The 17,941-nt window shown below is 71.2% G+C and carries 15 protein-coding genes; 11 read left to right on the plus strand and 4 right to left on the minus strand.

Annotation, left to right across the window (positions count from 1 at the left end; translation table 11 throughout):
* Nucleotides 1-4: 4 nt before the first annotated feature.
* The 4 genes from RM445_RS24415 to RM445_RS24430 form a co-directional block, all read right to left on the minus strand.
* Nucleotides 5-1,090 carry an S-(hydroxymethyl)mycothiol dehydrogenase gene (locus RM445_RS24415; RefSeq protein WP_311559175.1) on the minus strand — a complete coding sequence of 362 codons (1,086 nt, stop codon included), beginning with the start codon at nucleotides 1,088-1,090 and terminating at the stop codon, nucleotides 5-7.
* Nucleotides 1,091-1,152: 62 nt separating this feature from the next.
* On the minus strand, nucleotides 1,153-2,343 hold the full coding sequence (locus RM445_RS24420; RefSeq protein ID WP_311559176.1) for an NAD(P)/FAD-dependent oxidoreductase: 1,191 nt from the start codon (nucleotides 2,341-2,343) through the stop codon (nucleotides 1,153-1,155).
* On the minus strand, nucleotides 2,340-2,720 hold the full coding sequence (locus RM445_RS24425) for a bifunctional 3-phenylpropionate/cinnamic acid dioxygenase ferredoxin subunit (protein ID WP_311559177.1): 381 nt from the start codon (nucleotides 2,718-2,720) through the stop codon (nucleotides 2,340-2,342). The genes RM445_RS24420 and RM445_RS24425 overlap by 4 nt, the downstream gene beginning before the upstream one ends.
* A gap of 175 nt (nucleotides 2,721-2,895) precedes the next feature.
* A complete protein-coding gene (locus RM445_RS24430; RefSeq protein ID WP_311559178.1) occupies nucleotides 2,896-3,705 on the minus strand; it encodes an IclR family transcriptional regulator in 810 nt (269 codons plus the stop codon).
* A 208-nt stretch (nucleotides 3,706-3,913) separates the two neighbouring features.
* On the opposite strand from RM445_RS24430, the gene RM445_RS24435 reads away from it, so the two are divergent.
* The 11 genes from RM445_RS24435 (at nucleotide 3,914) to purU (ending at nucleotide 17,895) form a co-directional block, all read left to right on the plus strand.
* Complete coding sequence (locus tag RM445_RS24435) at nucleotides 3,914-5,053, plus strand: aromatic ring-hydroxylating oxygenase subunit alpha (RefSeq protein WP_311559179.1); 1,140 nt, start codon at nucleotides 3,914-3,916, stop codon at nucleotides 5,051-5,053.
* 81 nt (nucleotides 5,054-5,134) lie between these two features.
* Complete coding sequence (gene glyA / locus RM445_RS24440; protein WP_311559180.1) at nucleotides 5,135-6,460, plus strand: serine hydroxymethyltransferase; 1,326 nt, start codon at nucleotides 5,135-5,137, stop codon at nucleotides 6,458-6,460.
* Nucleotides 6,457-7,722, plus strand: coding sequence for a sarcosine oxidase subunit beta family protein (locus RM445_RS24445; protein ID WP_311559181.1), 1,266 nt, complete (start codon nucleotides 6,457-6,459; stop codon nucleotides 7,720-7,722). Before glyA ends, RM445_RS24445 begins: the two co-directional genes overlap by 4 nt.
* Nucleotides 7,723-7,738: 16 nt before the next feature.
* Nucleotides 7,739-8,017: a sarcosine oxidase subunit delta gene (locus tag RM445_RS24450; protein ID WP_311559182.1), complete on the plus strand. Its 279-nt coding sequence runs from the start codon at nucleotides 7,739-7,741 to the stop codon at nucleotides 8,015-8,017.
* Nucleotides 8,014-10,968: a 2Fe-2S iron-sulfur cluster-binding protein gene (locus RM445_RS24455; protein ID WP_311559183.1), complete on the plus strand. Its 2,955-nt coding sequence runs from the start codon at nucleotides 8,014-8,016 to the stop codon at nucleotides 10,966-10,968. Before RM445_RS24450 ends, RM445_RS24455 begins: the two co-directional genes overlap by 4 nt.
* Complete coding sequence (locus RM445_RS24460; protein WP_311559184.1) at nucleotides 10,958-11,560, plus strand: sarcosine oxidase subunit gamma; 603 nt, start codon at nucleotides 10,958-10,960, stop codon at nucleotides 11,558-11,560. The genes RM445_RS24455 and RM445_RS24460 overlap by 11 nt, the downstream gene beginning before the upstream one ends.
* Before the next feature lie 51 nt (nucleotides 11,561-11,611).
* Nucleotides 11,612-14,095 (plus strand): GcvT family protein, encoded by a 2,484-nt coding sequence (locus tag RM445_RS24465; protein ID WP_311559185.1) that lies wholly within the window; start codon nucleotides 11,612-11,614, stop codon nucleotides 14,093-14,095.
* A gap of 69 nt (nucleotides 14,096-14,164) precedes the next feature.
* Nucleotides 14,165-14,785, plus strand: coding sequence for a cyclodeaminase/cyclohydrolase family protein (locus tag RM445_RS24470; protein ID WP_311559186.1), 621 nt, complete (start codon nucleotides 14,165-14,167; stop codon nucleotides 14,783-14,785).
* Nucleotides 14,782-15,651, plus strand: a complete 870-nt coding sequence (locus RM445_RS24475; protein ID WP_311559187.1) for a bifunctional 5,10-methylenetetrahydrofolate dehydrogenase/5,10-methenyltetrahydrofolate cyclohydrolase — start codon at nucleotides 14,782-14,784, stop codon at nucleotides 15,649-15,651. The genes RM445_RS24470 and RM445_RS24475 overlap by 4 nt, the downstream gene beginning before the upstream one ends.
* Nucleotides 15,648-17,027 (plus strand): L-serine ammonia-lyase, encoded by a 1,380-nt coding sequence (locus tag RM445_RS24480; protein ID WP_311559188.1) that lies wholly within the window; start codon nucleotides 15,648-15,650, stop codon nucleotides 17,025-17,027. Before RM445_RS24475 ends, RM445_RS24480 begins: the two co-directional genes overlap by 4 nt.
* 10 nt (nucleotides 17,028-17,037) lie before the next feature.
* Nucleotides 17,038-17,895 carry a formyltetrahydrofolate deformylase gene (purU, locus tag RM445_RS24485; RefSeq protein WP_311559189.1) on the plus strand — a complete coding sequence of 286 codons (858 nt, stop codon included), beginning with the start codon at nucleotides 17,038-17,040 and terminating at the stop codon, nucleotides 17,893-17,895.
* Nucleotides 17,896-17,941: the final 46 nt, after the last annotated feature.

Consider the following 17,941-nt stretch of genomic DNA (forward strand, 5'->3'; position numbering starts at 1 on the left):
GCGATTACAGAATCACCACCGAGCGTAGGACCTCGCCACCCTCCATACGGTGGAAAGCCTTCTCGACGTCGTCGAGGCCGATCTTCTCGGTGACGAACTTCTCCAGCGGCAGTCTGCCCTGCAGGTGCAGGTCGATCAGCATGGGGAAGTCGCGCGAGGGCAGGCAGTCGCCGTACCACGACGACTTGAGCGCCCCGCCGCGGCCGAAGATCTCCAGGAGCGGCAGCTCGACCGTCATCTGCGGCGTGGGCACGCCCACCAGCACCACGGTGCCTGCGAGGTCGCGCATGAAGAACGCCTGCCGGTAGGTCTCCGGCCGTCCGACCGCCTCGACGACGACGTCCGTACCGAACCCGCCGGTCAGCTCCCGCACCTGCTCGACCGGATCGCCGTGCCGCGAGTTGACCGTGTGCGTGGCGCCGAAATCCTTCGCCCACGCCAGTTTCGTGTCGTCGATGTCGACGGCGATGATCGTCGACGCGCCGGCGAGGCGGGCGCCGGCGATGGCGGCGTTGCCGACTCCGCCGCAGCCGATGACGGCGATGGAGTCGCCCCGGCCGACCTTGCCGGTGTTGATCGCCGCGCCGATGCCGGCCATGACCCCGCAGCCGAGCAGCCCGGCGACCTCGGGCTTGGCGGCGGGGTTGACCTTGGTGCACTGCCCGGCGTGGACGAGGGTCTTCTCGACGAACGCGCCGATGCCCAGGGCGGCGGAGAGCTCCTGGCCCGAGGTCAGGGTCATCTTCTGTGCGGCGTTGTGGGTGGTGAAGCAGTACCAGGGCTCGCCGCGGCGGCAGGCGCGGCAGTTCCCGCAGACCGCGCGCCAGTTGAGGATGACGAAATCGCCGGGGGCGACGTCGGTGACGCCCTCGCCGACGGCTTCGACGATCCCGGCGGCCTCGTGGCCGAGCAGGAACGGGAACTCGTCGTTGATGCCGCCCTCGCGGTAGTGCAGGTCGGTGTGGCACACCCCGCAGGCCTGGACCGCGACCACGGCCTCACCCGGCCCCGGGTCCGGGATCACGATCGTCTCCACCGACACCGGGTCGCCCTTCTTGAGCGACACGACTCCACGAACCTGCTGGGGCATGACTGTTGAGAGACCTCTCTGATCAGGGTGATGTGCTGCTGGTCCGGCGGTGGTGCGCCGGCTCAGCCCACGGTCGCGAGCTGGCGCCGAAGGCGCGTGAACTGCCGCGGGCTGTTCATGGCCAGCACCGCGGTCGTCGCCTCACCGCGGTGGTAGGTCGCGACGAAGGCTCCGTCGGTGGGGACTCCGTCGAGGAACCGGACCTCGTCGGACGGGTCCGCCGAGCCGGCGAACTGGATGCGGGTGCCGTACTGGTCGGACCAGAAGTAGCTCGGCTTCTCGACGTGCTGCACGGTGCTCCCGGCGAGCAGGTTCCGTACGGCGACGGCCGGTCCCTCGGCGGCGTCGGTCCAGTGCTCCCGGCGGACGTTGCGGCCCGTGCGCGGGTTGTACGGCCGGGCGACGTCGCCGACGGCGACGATGTTCGGGCGATCGGTGACGTAGCCGGCGTCGGTGAGGACACCGTTGTCCAGGAAGAGCCCGGAGTCGGCCAGCCATCCGGCCGCCGGTGCCATCCCGATGCCGACGACGACGACGTCCGCGCGCAGTCGACGCCCGTCACTGAGCTCCAGCGCGGTCACACGGGGCTGGCCCGCGCCGTCGTCGGTCGTCAGCCAGTCCACGACGGTCGTTCCGGTGAGCAGGGGAACGCCGTTGGTGGCGTGCAGGCCGGCGCACACCGCGCCCAGCTCGGGCCCGAGCGCGACCGACAGGGGTACCGGCATGGCCTCGACGATCGTCACGTCCAGGCCCAGAGCGCGGGACGTCGCGGCGACTTCCGCCCCGATGAACCCGGCTCCGATCACCACCACGTGCTGGGCGCCGCCGGTCAGCTCGGCCCGGAGCGCGTCCGCGTCGTCCAGGCTCCGCAGAACGTGCACACCGAGCAGCCCCTCGGCGGCGGGCAGGCGGCGGGGCACGCCGCCGGTGGCGATGACGACCCCGTCCGCCGCGATCTCCTCACCCGAGGCGAGGACGATCCGGCCTCCGGTGACGTCGAGCCGCTCCGCCGCGACGCCCAGGTGCCAGCGCGCGTCGAGCTCGTCGATGTCCGACTGCTCGGCGAGCGCCAGGTCGTCGGCCCCCATCGTCCCGAGCAGGTACTCCTTGGACAGCGGTGGACGGTCGTAGGGCAGGTGCGGCTCCGCGCCGACGATGACCAGGTCGTCGTCGTAGCCCTGGGCCCGGAGCTGCTGTGCGGCACGCAGGCCGGACAGCGAGGCTCCGACGACGGCGATCGTCCGGCGGGTCATGCCACGCCTTGTCGGGTTCGGGCCTCGACGAGGTCGTCGGCGTCGACGGCGGGTGCGGGTGCCGGAGCGCTCGCCCGGGCCGGAGCGTCGACGTACACGACGCCGTCCTCGACCAGCACCGGGTAGGTCCGGACCGGCCGCTTGGCCGGAGGGCCCGTCGGCTTGCCGGTCCGCAGGTCGAACGAGGCCGCGTGCAGCGGGCACTCGATCATGCAGTCCTCGAGCCAGCCCTCGGAGAGCGACGCGTCCTGGTGGGTGCAGGTGTCGTCGATCGCGAACAGCTCGCCGTCGGCGTTGAACACGGCCACCGGGACGTGCGCCACGACGCGGGCCGACTCTCCCGGGGGGAGATCAGTCAGGGCGCACACCTGGATCATCAGAGTTCCTCCGTTGCGTATTGCGCACCATGTCTTGCTATGTGACACAGTGCAGCGCATGACGCGGCCTCACGTCAAGAGCTGCGTGTTAACGCCACGTAGCCGCTGAGCTGCGGAGGATCAAGCATGGGGCACGGATCGGTCGGTGCCTTCGGACGCAGTGGTCGACCGAACCTCAGGCCGAGCCGGGCATCGGACCGAAGTGGCCGAGGCGTGCGCTGATCTCCTTGGCCCCCGCCAGCAGGTGTGCGGCGGCCGACGGGAACGACTCCACGGTGAGCCGGTAGCTGGGTCCGGACGTCCCGACCGCGCCCACCACGTCGCCGGTTGCGTCCAGGATCGGCGCGGCGACGGCGTTCAGGCCGACCTCGAACTCCTCGGTCGTGGACGCCCAGCCCTGCTCGCGCACCTGCGCGAGCTCGGCCTCCAGCAACGTCGGCTTCGTGACGGTCTCCGGCGTGTAGCGGTGGAGCCTCGAGGAGAGGAACTCCTTCAGGGACACGGTGTCCATCCACGCCAGCAGCACCTTGCCGCTCGCGGTGGCGTGCAGTGGCGTGCGCTGACCGATCCAGTTGCGGCCGGTGATCGACGCCGTTCCGTACTCCTGGAGGATGTTCGTCGCCTCACCGCTGTCGAGGATCGCGACGTTCACCGCCTCACCGAGATCGGCGGCCAGCTGCCGGCACACCGGCCGGCTCTCGGTCGGCACCTCCAGTCGACCGGCCGTCGCTCCCGCCAGGCGGAGGACGCCGCGCCCGAGGTGGTACTTCCCACGCTCGCCGTCCTGCTCGATGAGGTGCCCGGCCTCGAGTGCGGCGATCAGCCGGAAGGCTGTCGACTTGTGCACGCCGAGATCGGCGGCGACCTCGGTGACGCCCGCGTTCCCCCGCTTCGCCAGCAGGTACAGGATCGCGATCGCTCGGTCCACCGACTGGACCTGCGACGGCCCGGGTTCCCGGCCTCCCTCGGCCGCGCTGTTCGTCACGGGGCGACTGTACGTCCGAAGTGACCTGTGACCGACCGTGACCCTTGACGACGCCATGTCGGCGAGCTTATCTTGTTGCACAAGACGCAGAGTAGTGCGTCATTCGGAACAAGTCTCCACCATCCACGGTGGGGCTCCCGCATCAATCGGCGGAATCCGAGCAAGCCCGATCTCCACACCCACCGCGCCCTGCGTCGAAAGGTGTTCCGTGTCCGTCAACACCGAACTCCCGCCCAGCTTCATCCCCACCCTGCCCGGCCACTCCTACACGGACGCCACGATCTTCGAGCAGGAGCAGACGAAGATCTTCGAGGAGTACTGGTTCGCCGCTGTTCGTTCGTCCGACTTCGACGGTCCCGGCTCGTTCCGCACCGTCGATGTGGGCCGGGAGAACGTGCTGATCGTCCGCGGCCGGGACAAGAAGCTGCGTGCATTCCTGAACGTCTGCCGGCACCGCGGCGCCCGCGTGTGCATGGAGAAGTCGGGAACCGGGCAGCGCAAGCTCCAGTGCGGGTACCACGCCTGGACCTACGCCCTCGACGGTTCACTCGTGGCCGCGCCGAACCTCACGCAGATGGAGGACGTCGACCGCACGCAGTACGGACTCATCCCCGTCCACCTGCGGGAGTGGCTGGGCTACGTCTGGGTGTGCCTGGCCGACGAGCCGCCGTCGTTCGAGGACACCGTCACCGGCGCGGTCGCCGGGCGGCTCGGTGACGACGACATCATCGAGGGCTGGAAGATCGATCAGCTCGAGGTCGGCCGGCGCATCACGTACGACGTGAAGGCCAACTGGAAGCTCATCATCGAGAACTTCATGGAGTGCTACCACTGCGCCACGATCCACCCCGAGCTCACCGAGGTGCTGCCGGAGTTCGCCGACGGCTACGCCGCGCAGTACTTCGTCGGCCACGGTGCCGAGTTCGGCGAGAACGTGTCCGGCTTCACCATCGACGGCACCGCCGGCGTCGACGCGATCCCGAGCATCGCTCCCGAGCACGACCGCAAGTACTACGCGATCACGGTGAACCCGCAGGTCTTCATCAACCTCGTGCCCGACCACGTGATCTTCCACCGCATGTACCCGGTGGCGGCGGACCGCACGATCGTCGACTGCGACTGGCTCTACCTGCCCGAGGTCGTCGCCTCGGGCAAGGACCTGAGCCGCTCGATCGAGCTGTTCCACCGGGTCAACGAGCAGGACTTCGACGCCGCCGAGCGCTGCCAGCTCGCCGCCAACTCCCGCGCGTACGCCAACGGCGGCGTGCTGGTGCCCAGCGAGCACCACATCGGTCTGTTCCACGAGTGGGTCAGCCAGCACCTCGACGCGGGCGTCGGGCACGCCTGACCCGCCGAGCACGCAGCAACGCGCACGACGTACCAGGCCCGGACGCGACCCCACCACCACCGAACGGAACTCGATATGAGCATGGCCGTGCAGACGGAGGCGCACCGCAGCGCCGACCCGGTCCTGAGCGGGAGTCTGGCCGAGACGGATCCCGAGGTTCACGCAGCGATCTCGGCCGAGCTGGATCGCCAGGAATCGACCTTGGAGATGATCGCGAGCGAGAACTTCGCCCCGCTCGCCGTCATGGCCGCCCAGGGCTCCGTCCTGACCAACAAGTACGCCGAGGGCTACCCGGGGCGTCGCTACTACGGGGGCTGCGAACACGTCGACGTCGTCGAGCAGCTGGCGATCGACCGCCTGAAGGCGCTGTTCGGCGCGGAGTACGCCAATGTGCAGCCGCACTCGGGTGCGCAGGCCAACGCCGCGGCCATGGCGGCCCTGCTGCACCCCGGCGAGCGGATCCTCGGCCTCGACCTCGCGCACGGCGGCCACCTGACCCACGGCATGCGGCTCAACTTCTCCGGCCAGCTGTACCGGACCGCGGCGTACCACGTGCGCGAGACCGACCACCTCGTGGACATGGCCGAGGTCGAGCGGGTGGCACGTGAGCAGCGGCCCCGGGTGATCATCGCCGGGTGGTCGGCCTACCCGCGCCACCTGGACTTCGCGGAGTTCCGTCGGATCGCCGATGCCGTCGGCGCCTATCTGATGGTGGACATGGCGCACTTCGCGGGGCTGGTCGCCGCGGGGCTGCACCCGTCGCCGCTGCCGTACGCGCACGTGGTCACCTCGACCACCCACAAGACGCTCGGTGGTCCGCGCGGCGGGGTCATCCTCATGGGCAACCTCGAGCCCGGCCTGGCGAAGAAGTTCAACTCGTCGGTGTTCCCCGGCCAGCAGGGCGGCCCCCTGGAGCACGTCATCGCCGCCAAGGCCGTGGCCTTCAAGCTCGCCGCCGAGCCGGCCTTCCGCGACCGGCAGGAGCGGACGCTGATCGGCGCCCGGATCCTGGCCGACCGCCTGCTCGCCGACGACTCCCGGGCAGCCGGGATCGGCGTGGTCAGCGGTGGCACCGACGTCCACCTGGTGCTGGTCGACCTGCGGGCCTCGGAGCTGGACGGTAAGCAGGCGGAGGATCGCCTGCACCGGGTCGGGATCACGGTCAACCGCAACGCCGTGCCGTTCGACCCCCGCCCCCCGATGATCAGCTCCGGCGTCCGGATCGGGACCCCGGCGCTGGCCGCCCGCGGCTTCGGCGAGGCCGAGTTCACCGAGGTCGCCGAGATCGTCGCCGCTGCGCTGCGCCCCTCGACCGACGAGGCCGCCCTGGACGCGCTGCGCGATCGCGCGATGGCGCTGGCCGCCGCCCACCCCCTCTACCCGAGCCTGAAGGAGCTGCCGCGATGACGTCGGTCGACAGCGGTCCGGTCCGGCCGAAAGCCCACCTTCCGGAACACCCCGACTTCCTGTGGCGCAACCCGGAGCCCAAGAAGTCGTACGACGTGGTCATCGTCGGCGGCGGCGGGCACGGGCTGGCCACCGCGCACTACCTGGCCAAGAACCACGGCATCACCAACGTGGCGGTGCTGGAGCGGAGCTGGTTGGCGGGCGGCAACATGGCCCGCAACACCACGCTGATCCGGTCGAACTACCTGTGGGACGAGAGCTCGGCCATCTACGAGCACTCCCTGAAGCTGTGGGAGGGCCTCGAGGAGGACCTGGGCTACCCGATCCTGTTCAGCCAGCGCGGCGTGCTCAACCTGGCGCACAGCCTGCAGGACGTCCGCGACAGTGTGCGCCGGGTCGAGGCCAACAACCTCAACGGCATCGACGCCGAGTGGCTGACGCCCGACGAGGTCAAGAAGGTCTGCCCGATCGTCAACACCTCACGGGACATCCGCTACCCGGTGCTGGGCGCGACCTACCAGCCCCGCGCGGGCATCGCGAAGCACGACTACGTCGCCTGGGGCTTCGCCCGGCGCGCCGACCAGGCCGGCATCGACATCATCCAGGATTGCGCGGTCACCGACTTCATCACGGACGGCAGCCAAGAAGAGGGCAATGCACGCGTGACCGGGGTCCGGACCACCCGGGGCGACATCGCGGCCGGCCGGGTCGCGCTGTGCGCCGCGGGCACCACGTCGGTGCTCACCGACATGCTCGGCCTGCGGTTACCCCTGCAGAGCCACCCTCTCCAGGCGTTGGTGTCCGAGCTCCTCGAGCCCGTGCACCCGACCATCGTGATGTCGAACGCGGTCCACGTGTACGTCTCGCAGGCGCACAAGGGCGAGCTGGTGATGGGCGCGGGCGTCGACTCCTACAACGGCTACGGCCAGCGCGGCGCCTTCCACGTCATCGAGCGGCAGATGGCCGCCGCGGTGGAGCTGTTCCCGGTGTTCGCCCGGGCGCACCTGCTGCGGAGCTGGGCCGGGATCGTCGACGTCTGTCCCGACGCGTCGCCGATCGTCGGCCGCACGCCCTACGAGGGCCTGTACCTGAACTGCGGGTGGGGCACCGGAGGGTTCAAGGCGACCCCGGGGATCGGTGCCTGCCTCGCCCACACGATCGCCCACGACGAGCCGCACCCCTACGTGGTGCCGTTCGGCCTGGAGCGGTTCGTGACGGGTGCCCTGATCGACGAGCACGGCGCCGCCGGCGTCGCGCATTGACGCCGGAGGCGGAGAGATGCAACTCATCGAGTGCCCGTACTGCGGGCCGCGCGAGGAAGTCGAGTTCCACTACGGCGGCCAGGCGCACGTGTCCTACCCGGAGGACCCGGCGAGCCTGTCGGACGAGAAGTGGGCCGAGTACCTGTTCGTCCGCGACAACACCCGGGGTCCGTTCGCGGAGCGTTGGGTGCACGCACTGGGCTGCCGTCGCTGGTTCAACGCGATCCGCGACACCGCCACCTATCGCTTCCACCGTGTCTACCGCCTCGACGAGCAGAAGCCGGCCATGTCATGAGCAGTAACGAGAACCTCGGCGCGGACGGCGCGGCGCCGTACCGGCTGCCGACCGGCGGCCGGATCGACCGCAACACCACCCTCCGGTTCGCCTTCGGCGGCCGCACGCTGACCGGCCACCCGGGTGACACCCTGGCCTCGGCTCTGCTCGCCCACGGGGTGCACCGGACGGGTACCAGCATCAAGCTCGGCCGGCCCCGCGGGATCGCGGCGGCCTGGGCGGAGGACCCGAACAGCCTCGTGCAGGTCGAGGAGCCGTTCCCCGAGCCGATGCTGCTGGCCACCACCATCGAGCTGACCGACGGGCTCGCCGCGCACGGCATTCCCGGCCAGGGCCGCCTCGCCGACGTGCCGGACTCGGCCCGTTACGACGCCCGCCACGTCCACGCCGACCTGCTCGTGGTCGGCGCGGGGCCGACCGGCCTCGTCGCCGCCCTGACGGCCGCCCGTGCAGGTGCACGCGTCGTCCTGATCGACGAGCAGTCCGAGGCGGGCGGGGCGCTCCTGGGCACCGACGACAGCATCGACGGCGGCCCCGCACTGGACTGGGTCCGGCGCGTCACCGCCGAGCTGGCGGAGTTCCCGGAGGTGCTGCATCTGCAGCGCACCACGGCGTTCGGGCACTTCGACGACGGCTTCGTCCTCGCCGTGGAGCGGCGCACCGACCACCTCGGCGCCGCCGCACCGCGCAACGTCTCCCGGCAGCGGGTCTGGCGGGTCCGCGCCCGCCGCGTGCTCGTGGCGGCCGGCGCACACGAGCGCCCCGTCGTGTTCAGCGACAACGATCGTCCCGGCGTCATGCTCGCCGGCGGCGCCCGCACCTTCCTGCACCGCTACGGCGTGCTGGCCGGCCGTGCGGCCGTCGTGTTCACGACCGACGACAGCGCGTACGCGGCGGCCGTCGACCTCTCCGACGCCGGCGTGGAGGTGCGCGCGATCGTCGATGCGCGACCGGAGGCGCCGGGGGAGTGGCTGTCGGCCTGCGCGAGCCGCCGCATACCGGTCCGCACCGGACAGGTCGTCACGGGCACGGACGGCGTCGAGCGGGTGACCGCTGCGCTGGTGGCGCCGCTCGATGCCGCGGTGTCCGGCGAACCGGAGCGCGTCGACTGCGACCTGCTGCTGGTCAGCGGTGGGTGGAATCCCGCGGTGCACCTGTTCAGCCAGGCGGGCGGCACGTTGCGCTACAACGCCGCGCTGGGCGCGTTCGTCCCGAACGGCGCGCTCGACCGGACGACGGCCGCCGGGGCCGCGGCAGGCGTGTTCGACCTCGCAGGCTGCCTCGCCGACGGTCGGCGCGCGGCCGCGGCCGTGTTCGACGACCTCGGTGTCACGGTGGCCGGCGAGGAGAGCCGCGTGACCGCGGACGACGGGCCCGCCCGCACGCCGTCCGCGGTGCTGTGGCGGGTGCCGGACACCGGCACGACCGACCGCAGCACGCAGTTCGTCGACCTGCAGCGCGACGCCACCGTCGCCGACATCGCCCGCGCCGTCGACGCCGGGATGCGCACCGTCGAGCACATCAAGCGCTACACGACGATCGGGACGGCCCACGACCAGGGGAAGACCTCCGGTGTCATCGCCTCCGGCATCACCGCGGAGCTCCTGGGCCGGCCGATCGACGACCTCGGCACCACCACGTTCCGACCGCCCTACACCCCTGTCGCGTTCGCGGCGCTCGCCGGCCGCAACCGCGGCTCGCTGTTCGACCCCGAACGCACCACCGCGGTGCACGCCTGGCATCTCGCCCGGGGCGCGGTCTGGGAGGACGTCGGGCAGTGGAAGCGCCCGCGGTACTACCCGCAGCCCGGTGAGGACATGGAGACCGCGGTCCTGCGGGAGTGTGCGGCCGTCCGCGGCGGTGTCGGCATTCTGGACGGCTCGACCCTCGGCAAGATCGACGTACAGGGCCCGGACGCCGCGGCGTTCCTGGACCTGCTCTACACGAACATGATGAGCAGCCTGAAGGTCGGCTCCATCCGCTACGGCGTGATGTGCAGGACCGACGGCATGGTCCTCGACGACGGGACCGTACTGCGGCTCGGCCAGGACCGGTTCCTGGTCTACACCACCACCGGTGGTGCGGCTGGTGTCCTCGAGTGGATGGAGGACTGGCTGCAGACGGAGTGGCCGCACCTGCGCGTGCACGTCACCTCGGTGACCGAGCAGTGGGCGACGTTCCCCGTGGTCGGCCCCCGCTCGCGGGACGTCGTGGCCGCGGTGACCGGGCTGGACACGTCGAAAGAGGCTTTCCCGTTCATGACGTGGCAGGACACCAGGATCAGTAACCGATCCGGCCACGACGCGTCCACCCCGCGCTTCGCGCGGCGCGGCCGCCCCGCGCCGGATCAAGACGTGCGGGTGCGGGTGGCCCGGGTCAGCTTCTCCGGTGAGCTCGCGTTCGAGGTCAACGTCGACGCCTGGCACGCGCCGGCCGTCTGGGAACGGCTGGTGGCGGCGGGGGAGCCCTACGGCATCACCCCCTACGGCACCGAGACGATGCATGTGCTCCGCGCGGAGAAGGCGTACCCGATCATCGGGCAGGACACCGACGGCACGGTCACCCCGCAGGACCTGGGGATGTCGTGGGTGGTGTCGAAGAAGAAGCCCGACTTCCTCGGCCGGCGCTCGTTCGCCCGTGACCACAACAACCGCCCGGACCGCAAGCACCTGGTGGGTCTGCTGCCGGTGGACCGCACCGTCGTGCTGGCCGAGGGCTCGCAGATCGTCGAGGGCCCGACTCTTCCCGAGCCTCCCGTGCCCATGCTCGGGCACGTCACCTCCAGCTACCGCAGCGCCGAGCTCGACCGGAGCTTCGCCCTCGCCCTGGTGAAGGGCGGCCGGACCCGCATCGGACAGACGGTCCACGTGCCGGTCGCGGGGGAGCTCGTCCCCGTGGAGATCACCGAGCCGGTCCTCGTCGACCCCGAAGGAGCCCGTCGTGACGGCTGAGTCGTACCTGGCACCGCTGACCAGGACCGCGCCCCTCGTGGGCTGGGGGGACGCGCTCGGTGCCCTGCCCGACGGGGTGCAGATCACCCCGCGCCCGTTCGTCGCGATGGCCGACCTCCGGGTCGATCCGACGGGGCCGGCGGCCGCCGCCGTCGCGGCGTACCTCGACGTGGCGCTGCCCACCGCGCCGTCGACCTACGTCGAGAGCGAGACCGCCACCGCCATCTGGCTCGGTCCCGACGAGTGGCTGATCACCAGCCCGTTCCGCACTCCGGAGGAACTGGAGACCGGGCTGCGGGCGGCGGTCTCGGGCGAGGGGTCGGTGGTCGACGTCTCCGCGCAGCGCACCACGTTGCGGTTGCGCGGCGAGCACGTCCGCGACCTGCTCTCCGGAGGCTGCGCGATCGACCTGCACCCGCGGGTGTTCCTGCGCGGCGCGGCGGCGCAGACGCTGCTCGGCCAGGCCGGCGTCGTCCTGATGGCCCTCGACGACACCGGCACCCACTACCAGATCGTGGTGCGTTCGTCGTTCGCCGGATACGTGACGAGCTGGCTGCTCGACGCCGCGACCGAGTACCGCACCGCCCGCTGACCCACCCCCACCACCACAGCCCCACCACCACAGGGGAACCAGGGAGTACGCATGTCCACCTCACCCCGCGTCGTCATCATCGGCGCCGGTGTCGTCGGCGCCAACCTCGCCGACGAGCTGACCGCCCGTGGCGTCGACCGGGTGACGGTCGTCGACCAGGGCCCGCTCCCGCTGACCGGGGGCTCGACCTCGCACGCACCCGGGCTCGTCTTCCAGGTGAGCCCGTCGAAGACGATGACGCAGTTCGCGACCTACACCGTCGACAAGTTCTCGGGCCTCGACCTCGACGGCGCGTGGTGCTTCAAGAAGGTCGGCGGGCTCGAGGTCGCCACCACCCCGGAACGGCTCGTCGACCTGCGTCGCAGGCAGGGGTGGCTCACCTCCTGGGGCGTCGAGAGCACACTCGTCGAGCCGGACGAGTGCGTCCGGCTCCACGGGTTGCTGGACCGCGACCGCGTCCTCGGCGGACTGCACACGCCGACCGACGGCCTGGCGAAGGCGGCGCGCGCGGTGATCGCCCTCGCGCGGCGCGCCGAGGCGCGCGGAGCCCGCTTCCAGGGCTCCACCCGCGTGATCGGCATCGAGCAGGCGGCCGGCCGCGTCACCGGCGTGCGCACCCCCGACGGCGTCATCGAGGCCGACGTCGTCGTGTCGTGCGCCGGCTTCTGGGGCCCGGCCATCGGCGCGATGGTCGGCATGGACGTCCCGCTGCTGCCGCTGGCCCACCAGTACGTGAAGACGGGCCAGGTCGCCGAACTGGTCGGGCGCAACGACGAGGCGAGCGAGATCGGGATGCCGATCCTGCGGTACCAGGACGCCGACCTGTACTTCCGCGAGCACGTGGACCGCATCGGGATCGGCAGCTACGCCCACCGGCCGATGCCGGTGCGCCTGGCCGACCTCGAGGACGACGGCGAGGTGACCGACTCCGCCATGCCGTCGATGCTGCCCTTCACCGAGGACGACTTCGCCGGCCCCTGGGAGCAGTGCCGTGAACTGCTGCCCGCACTGAACGGCGCGAAGGTGGAGGAGGGCTTCAACGGAATCTTCTCCTTCACCCCCGACGGCGGGCCGCTGATCGGGGAGTCCCCGGACGTCGCCGGCTTCTGGATCGCCGAAGCCGTGTGGGTCACCCACTCGGCCGGTGTCGCCAAGGCCGTCGCCCAGCTGTTGGTCGACGGCCGCACCGAGTACGACCTGCACGGCTGTGACGTGCACCGCTTCGAGGAGTTCCAGCGCTCCGCGGATTACGTGGAGGAGACCTCGGCGCAGAACTTCGTCGAGATCTACGACATCCTCCACCCGCTGCAGCCGAAGGAATCGCCGCGGAACCTCCGGGTCAGCCCGTTCCACCGGCGCCAGGAGGAGTTGGGCGCGGTCTTCCTCGAGGGTGGCGGCTGGGAGCGCCCGCACTGGTACGAGGCGAACGCCGCTCTGCTGGCCGACCTGCCCGCCGCCTGGACGCCGCCGCAGCGCGACGACTGGTCGGCGCAGTTCCACTCGCCCATCGCGGCGGTGGAGGCGTGGCGCACTCGCGAGGGCGTCGCCATGTACGACATGACCCCGCTCAAGCGCCTCGAGGTGAGCGGCCCCGGCGCGCTGGCCCTGCTCGACCGCCTGACCACCGGGAAGATGGACAAGAGCGTCGGCGCCGTCACCTACACCCTCGCACTCGACGAGGCAGGCGGCATCCGCAGCGACTGGACCGTCGCGCGGCTGGGCCGCGACCGGTTCCAGGTCGGCGCGAACGGTCCACTGGACCTTGACCACCTCAACCGGCAGCTGCCGTCCGACGGCAGCGTCCAGGTCCGCGACATCACCGGCGGCACCTGCTGCATCGGGGTGTGGGGGCCGCTCGCCCGCGAGCTCGTGCAGCCCCTGAGCGACGACGACTTCACGAACGAAGGCCTGAAGTACTTCCGTGCGAAGCAGGCCCGCATCGGCGGTGTGCCGGTCGTGGCGATGCGGTTGTCCTACGTCGGTGAGCTCGGCTGGGAGATCTACACCAGCGCCGACCTGGGCCTGCGGCTGTGGGACGTGCTGTGGGCGGCGGGTCAGGACCTGGGGGTGATCGCGGCCGGCCGCGCGGCGTTCAACAGCCTTCGCCTGGAGAAGGGCTACCGCGCCTGGGGCCACGACATGACCACCGAGCACAACCCGTACGAGGCCGGGCTCGGCTTCGCCGTGCGGCCGGCCAAGGGCGAGTTCGTCGGCCGGTCGGCCATCGCCGGACTGGCTGGGCTCGATGGCAATCCGGCTGACACCGTCTCCCGCCGGCTGTCCTGCCTCACTGTCGACGACGGAGAGAGCGTCGTCCTCGGCCACGAGCCGGTGTTCCTCGACGGGCAGCCGGCGGGGTACGTCACCAGCGCCGCCTTCGGGCACACGGTCGGCAGGCCCATCGCCTACGCGTGGCTGCCGGCGAGCGCGACCCCCGGCACGTCGGTGGAGATCGAGTACTTCGGGCGACGCATTCCGGCCACCGTCGCGGCGGAACCGCTGGTCGACCCGGACATGGCACGGATCCGGCGCTGACCGGTGCTCATCCACATCCGTCCGGACGCCCGGCATCGACCGGGCCCGGCATCACGGGAGGGCGCACACGTGCGCAACGACACGATCGACAGCTTCCTGAACGCCCTGGCGGACCGGGTGCCCGCACCCGGGGGAGGAGCGTCCGCAGCGCTGCACGCCGCGCAAGCGGCGGCCCTCGTCGCCATGGTCGCGCGGTACAGCGACGGCCCCCGGTTCGCCGAGCACGCCGACCTGGTGCACAAGGTCCGCGACACCGCGGACCGGCTCCGCGACGACGCGCTCGCCCTCGCTGAGGACGACGTCGCGGCGTTCACGGCGGTGACCGAGGCCTACCGCCTCCCGAAGGGCGACGACGGGGAGAAGGCGGAGCGCTCCGCCGCGATCGAGGCCGCCACGCTCGGTGCCGCCCGGCCGCCGGAGGCCCTCGTCCGGCTGGTGTCCCGGATCCTCGACCTCGCCGAGGACCTGCTCCCCGTCAGCAACCGCAACGTGGTCAGCGACGTGGCCGCGGCTGCCGAGGCGGCCCGCGCGGCCGCGACGACGGCCCGGGTCAACATCGAGATCAACCTCGGCGGTGTCCCGGAGGTCGGGGCACGGGCGGAGTTGCTCGCCGCAGCGAACTCGGTCGACGGCCTTGTCGACCGTGCCGAGCGGCTGACCACCGCGGTGCGTGCGGAGCTGGTCCGATGACCGCCGGAACCGAGGGCCAGCGAGGCGTCCGGCTGACCGGAGCGACTCTCGCCGCAGAGATCCGTGCGCGGGTGTCGGAGTCGGCGGCCGCCCTCGCCGACGCGGGCCGGCCACCCCGGCTGGCGGTCGTGGTCGCCACCGCCGACGAGTCGACCGCCTGGTACGTCCGGTCGATCGCGAAGGCGGCGGCCAAGGTGGGGATCACCTGCGACATCGTGGATCTCGACCCCTCGTCGAGCGGTGCGGAGATCGACGCCGCGCTACGCCGGCTGAGCGCCGACCCGTCGGTGCACGGAGTCATCCTGCAGACCCCGCTGCCACCCGGGGTGGACTTCGCGACAGCCGCGACCGCCATCGACCCCGCCAAGGACGTGGACGGGGCGAACCCGGGCAGTCTCGGCCGGCTCGCCGCCGGCCTTCCCGCTTTCCCGCCGGCCACGGCACAGGCCGTCGTCGCGCTGCTCGAGCACTACGACATCCCGCTCGCCGGTCGCGACGCGGTGGTGGTGGGTCGGTCGACGGTCGTGGGGAAGCCGCTGGCGCACCTGCTGCTCGACCGCAACGCCACCGTGACGGTCTGCCACTCCCACACGGCGGACCTCGCGGGGAAGACGAGCCGGGCCGACGTCCTGGTCGCTGCGGTCGGGCGACCTGCACTGATCGGACAGGAGCACGTCCGCCCCGACGCGATCGTCGTCGACGTGGGAACGAACGCCACCCCCGACGGTGGTCTCGTCGGTGACGTCGACCCCGCCGTCCAGGGTCACGTCGCCGGTCTGACCCCGGTCCCCGGTGGGATCGGTCCCGTCACGACCGCGCTCCTGCTGGAGCACACGGTCCGAGCGGCGGAAGGGACGTCGCGGTGACCGTCAGCGCTTTCGACCTCTACAAGGTCGGCATCGGGCCGTCGAGCTCGCACACCGTCGGACCCATGCGTGCCGCGAACACGTTCGTCACCCGCCTGGCCGCCGACGGGCTGCTCGCCCGCACCACGGCCGTCCGGGCCGAGATGTTCGGCTCGCTCGGTGTCACGGGGCACGGCCACGGCACCGTCAAGGCCGCTGTGCTCGGCCTCGAGGGCGAGAAGCCCGATCTCGTGGATCCTGAGGCCGCGGAGCCGCGCGTGGCCGAGGTGCACGACGAGAAGGTGCTGCGGCTCGGCGGGGAGCACGAGATCGCGTTCTCGATGGACGACGACCTCGTGCTGCACCGCCGCAAGAAGCTGCCGTTCCACACGAACGGGATGCGGTTCACGGCGCGGGATGCCGACGGGCACGTGCTGCTGTGCCGGGAGTACTACTCGGTGGGCGGCGGGTTCGTCCTCGACGAGGCCGAGATCGAGAGCTCCGCACTCGTTGCCGACGACAGGGCGCTGCCCGTGCCGTACCCGTTCAGCAGCGGCGACGAGCTGCTGGCGCGCACCCGGGAGACGGGTCTGCGGATCAGCGACTTGATGCTCGCCAACGAGCGGACATGCCGGAGCGAGGAGGAGATCCGGTCCGGCCTCCTGCACATCTGGTCGGTGATGCAGGAGTGCGTCGACCGGGGCGTCCGCGCAACGGGCACGTTGCCGGGCGGGCTCAACGTGCGGCGGCGGGCGGCGGCCCTGCGCAAGACCCTCGAGGCCACGGAGGACAGCACCGACCCGCTGCGCGCGATGGAGTGGGTCACGCTGTACGCGCTGGCGGTCAACGAGGAGAACGCGGCGGGCGGCCGCGTGGTCACCGCCCCGACGAACGGTGCAGCCGGCATCGTCCCGTCGGTCCTGCACTACTACCGCGACTTCATCGACTCCTACTCCGACGACGGTGTCGTGCGGTTCCTGCTCACGGCGGCGGCGGTCGGGATCCTGTTCAAGGAGAACGCCTCCATCTCCGGAGCGGAGGTGGGCTGCCAGGGCGAGGTCGGATCGGCGTGCTCGATGGCCGCAGCCGGACTGGCGGAGGTCCTCGGCGGGACGCCGGACCAGGTCGAGAACGCGGCCGAGATCGGCATCGAGCACAACCTCGGGCTGACCTGCGATCCCATCGGGGGACTGGTGCAGATCCCGTGCATCGAGCGCAACGCCGTGGGCTCGATCAAGGCCATCACGGCCGCGCGGATGGCCGTCCGCGGGGACGGCGAGCAGTTCGTCTCGCTGGACAAGGCCATCAAGACGATGCGCGACACCGGGGCGGACATGAAGGACAAGTACAAGGAGACATCGCGTGGCGGCCTCGCTGTCAACGTCATCGAATGCTGAGGAGACAGCCGTGCCGAACACGTTCATCCTGACATTGAGCTGCCCGGAACGACCGGGCATCGTCCACGCGGTCACCGCGTTCCTCTTCGGACACGGCTGCGACATCGTCGAGCACCGACAGTTCGACGACCCCATCCGGCATGCGCTCTTCCTGCGGACCGAGTTCGTTGCCCGCGGCGACACCGACACCGACGCCACGCAGCTGTCCGCGGCCTTCCGATCGGAGGTGGCCGACGAGTTCGCGATGGACTTCCAGCTGGCGGACGACAAGCCGCAGCGCGTGCTGGTGATGGTCTCGAAAATGGGTCACTGCCTCAACGACCTCATCTTCCGGTGGCGGGCCGGCAGCCTCCACGCCGATCTCGTGGCCGTCGTGTCCAACCACGAGGACCTGCGGCCGATGGCGGAGGCGGGGGGACTGCCGTTCATCCACGTGCCGGTCACACCCGAGTCCAAGCCGCAGGCGGAGCAGCGGCTGCTCGAGCTCGTCGACGAGTACGGGGCCGACCTCGTGGTCCTGGCCCGCTACATGCAGGTGCTCTCGGACAACCTGTGCCTCAAGCTGCTCGGCCGGGCCATCAACATCCACCACTCGTTCCTGCCCGGGTTCAAGGGAGCCAAGCCGTACCACCAGGCCTTCGATCGCGGGGTCAAGCTCGTCGGAGCCACCGCCCACTACGTGACCCCGGACCTCGACGAGGGCCCGATCATCGAGCAGGAGGTCATCCGGATCGACCACAACTACGACCCCCGGGCCTTGACGATCGTCGGCCGCGACGCCGAGGCGATCGCCCTGGCCCGGGCCGTCAGGTGGCACTCGGAGCGGCGCGTGCTGCTCAACGAGCGCAGCACGGTTGTTTTCCGCTGACGGCGATACCGCTCGGAGAACCGCCGGTCCTGCGATCGGCACGGTG

It is taken from the genome of Pseudonocardia charpentierae (assembly GCF_031845345.1).
Taxonomy (GTDB): domain Bacteria; phylum Actinomycetota; class Actinomycetes; order Mycobacteriales; family Pseudonocardiaceae; genus Pseudonocardia; species Pseudonocardia charpentierae.

Bases quoted from the DNA above. Each gene is read 5' to 3' on its own strand.
- RM445_RS24415 (WP_311559175.1), bottom strand. From the start codon at position 1,090: ATGCCCCAGCAGGTTCGTGGAGTCGTGTCGCTCAAGAAGGGCGACCCG.
- RM445_RS24420 (WP_311559176.1), bottom strand. From the start codon at position 2,343: ATGACCCGCCGGACGATCGCCGTCGTCGGAGCCTCGCTGTCCGGCCTG.
- RM445_RS24425 (WP_311559177.1), bottom strand. From the start codon at position 2,720: ATGATCCAGGTGTGCGCCCTGACTGATCTCCCCCCGGGAGAGTCGGCC.
- glyA (WP_311559180.1), top strand. From the start codon at position 5,135: ATGGCCGTGCAGACGGAGGCGCACCGCAGCGCCGACCCGGTCCTGAGC.
- RM445_RS24445 (WP_311559181.1), top strand. From the start codon at position 6,457: ATGACGTCGGTCGACAGCGGTCCGGTCCGGCCGAAAGCCCACCTTCCG.
- RM445_RS24450 (WP_311559182.1), top strand. From the start codon at position 7,739: ATGCAACTCATCGAGTGCCCGTACTGCGGGCCGCGCGAGGAAGTCGAG.
- RM445_RS24455 (WP_311559183.1), top strand. From the start codon at position 8,014: ATGAGCAGTAACGAGAACCTCGGCGCGGACGGCGCGGCGCCGTACCGG.
- RM445_RS24465 (WP_311559185.1), top strand. From the start codon at position 11,612: ATGTCCACCTCACCCCGCGTCGTCATCATCGGCGCCGGTGTCGTCGGC.
- RM445_RS24475 (WP_311559187.1), top strand. From the start codon at position 14,782: ATGACCGCCGGAACCGAGGGCCAGCGAGGCGTCCGGCTGACCGGAGCG.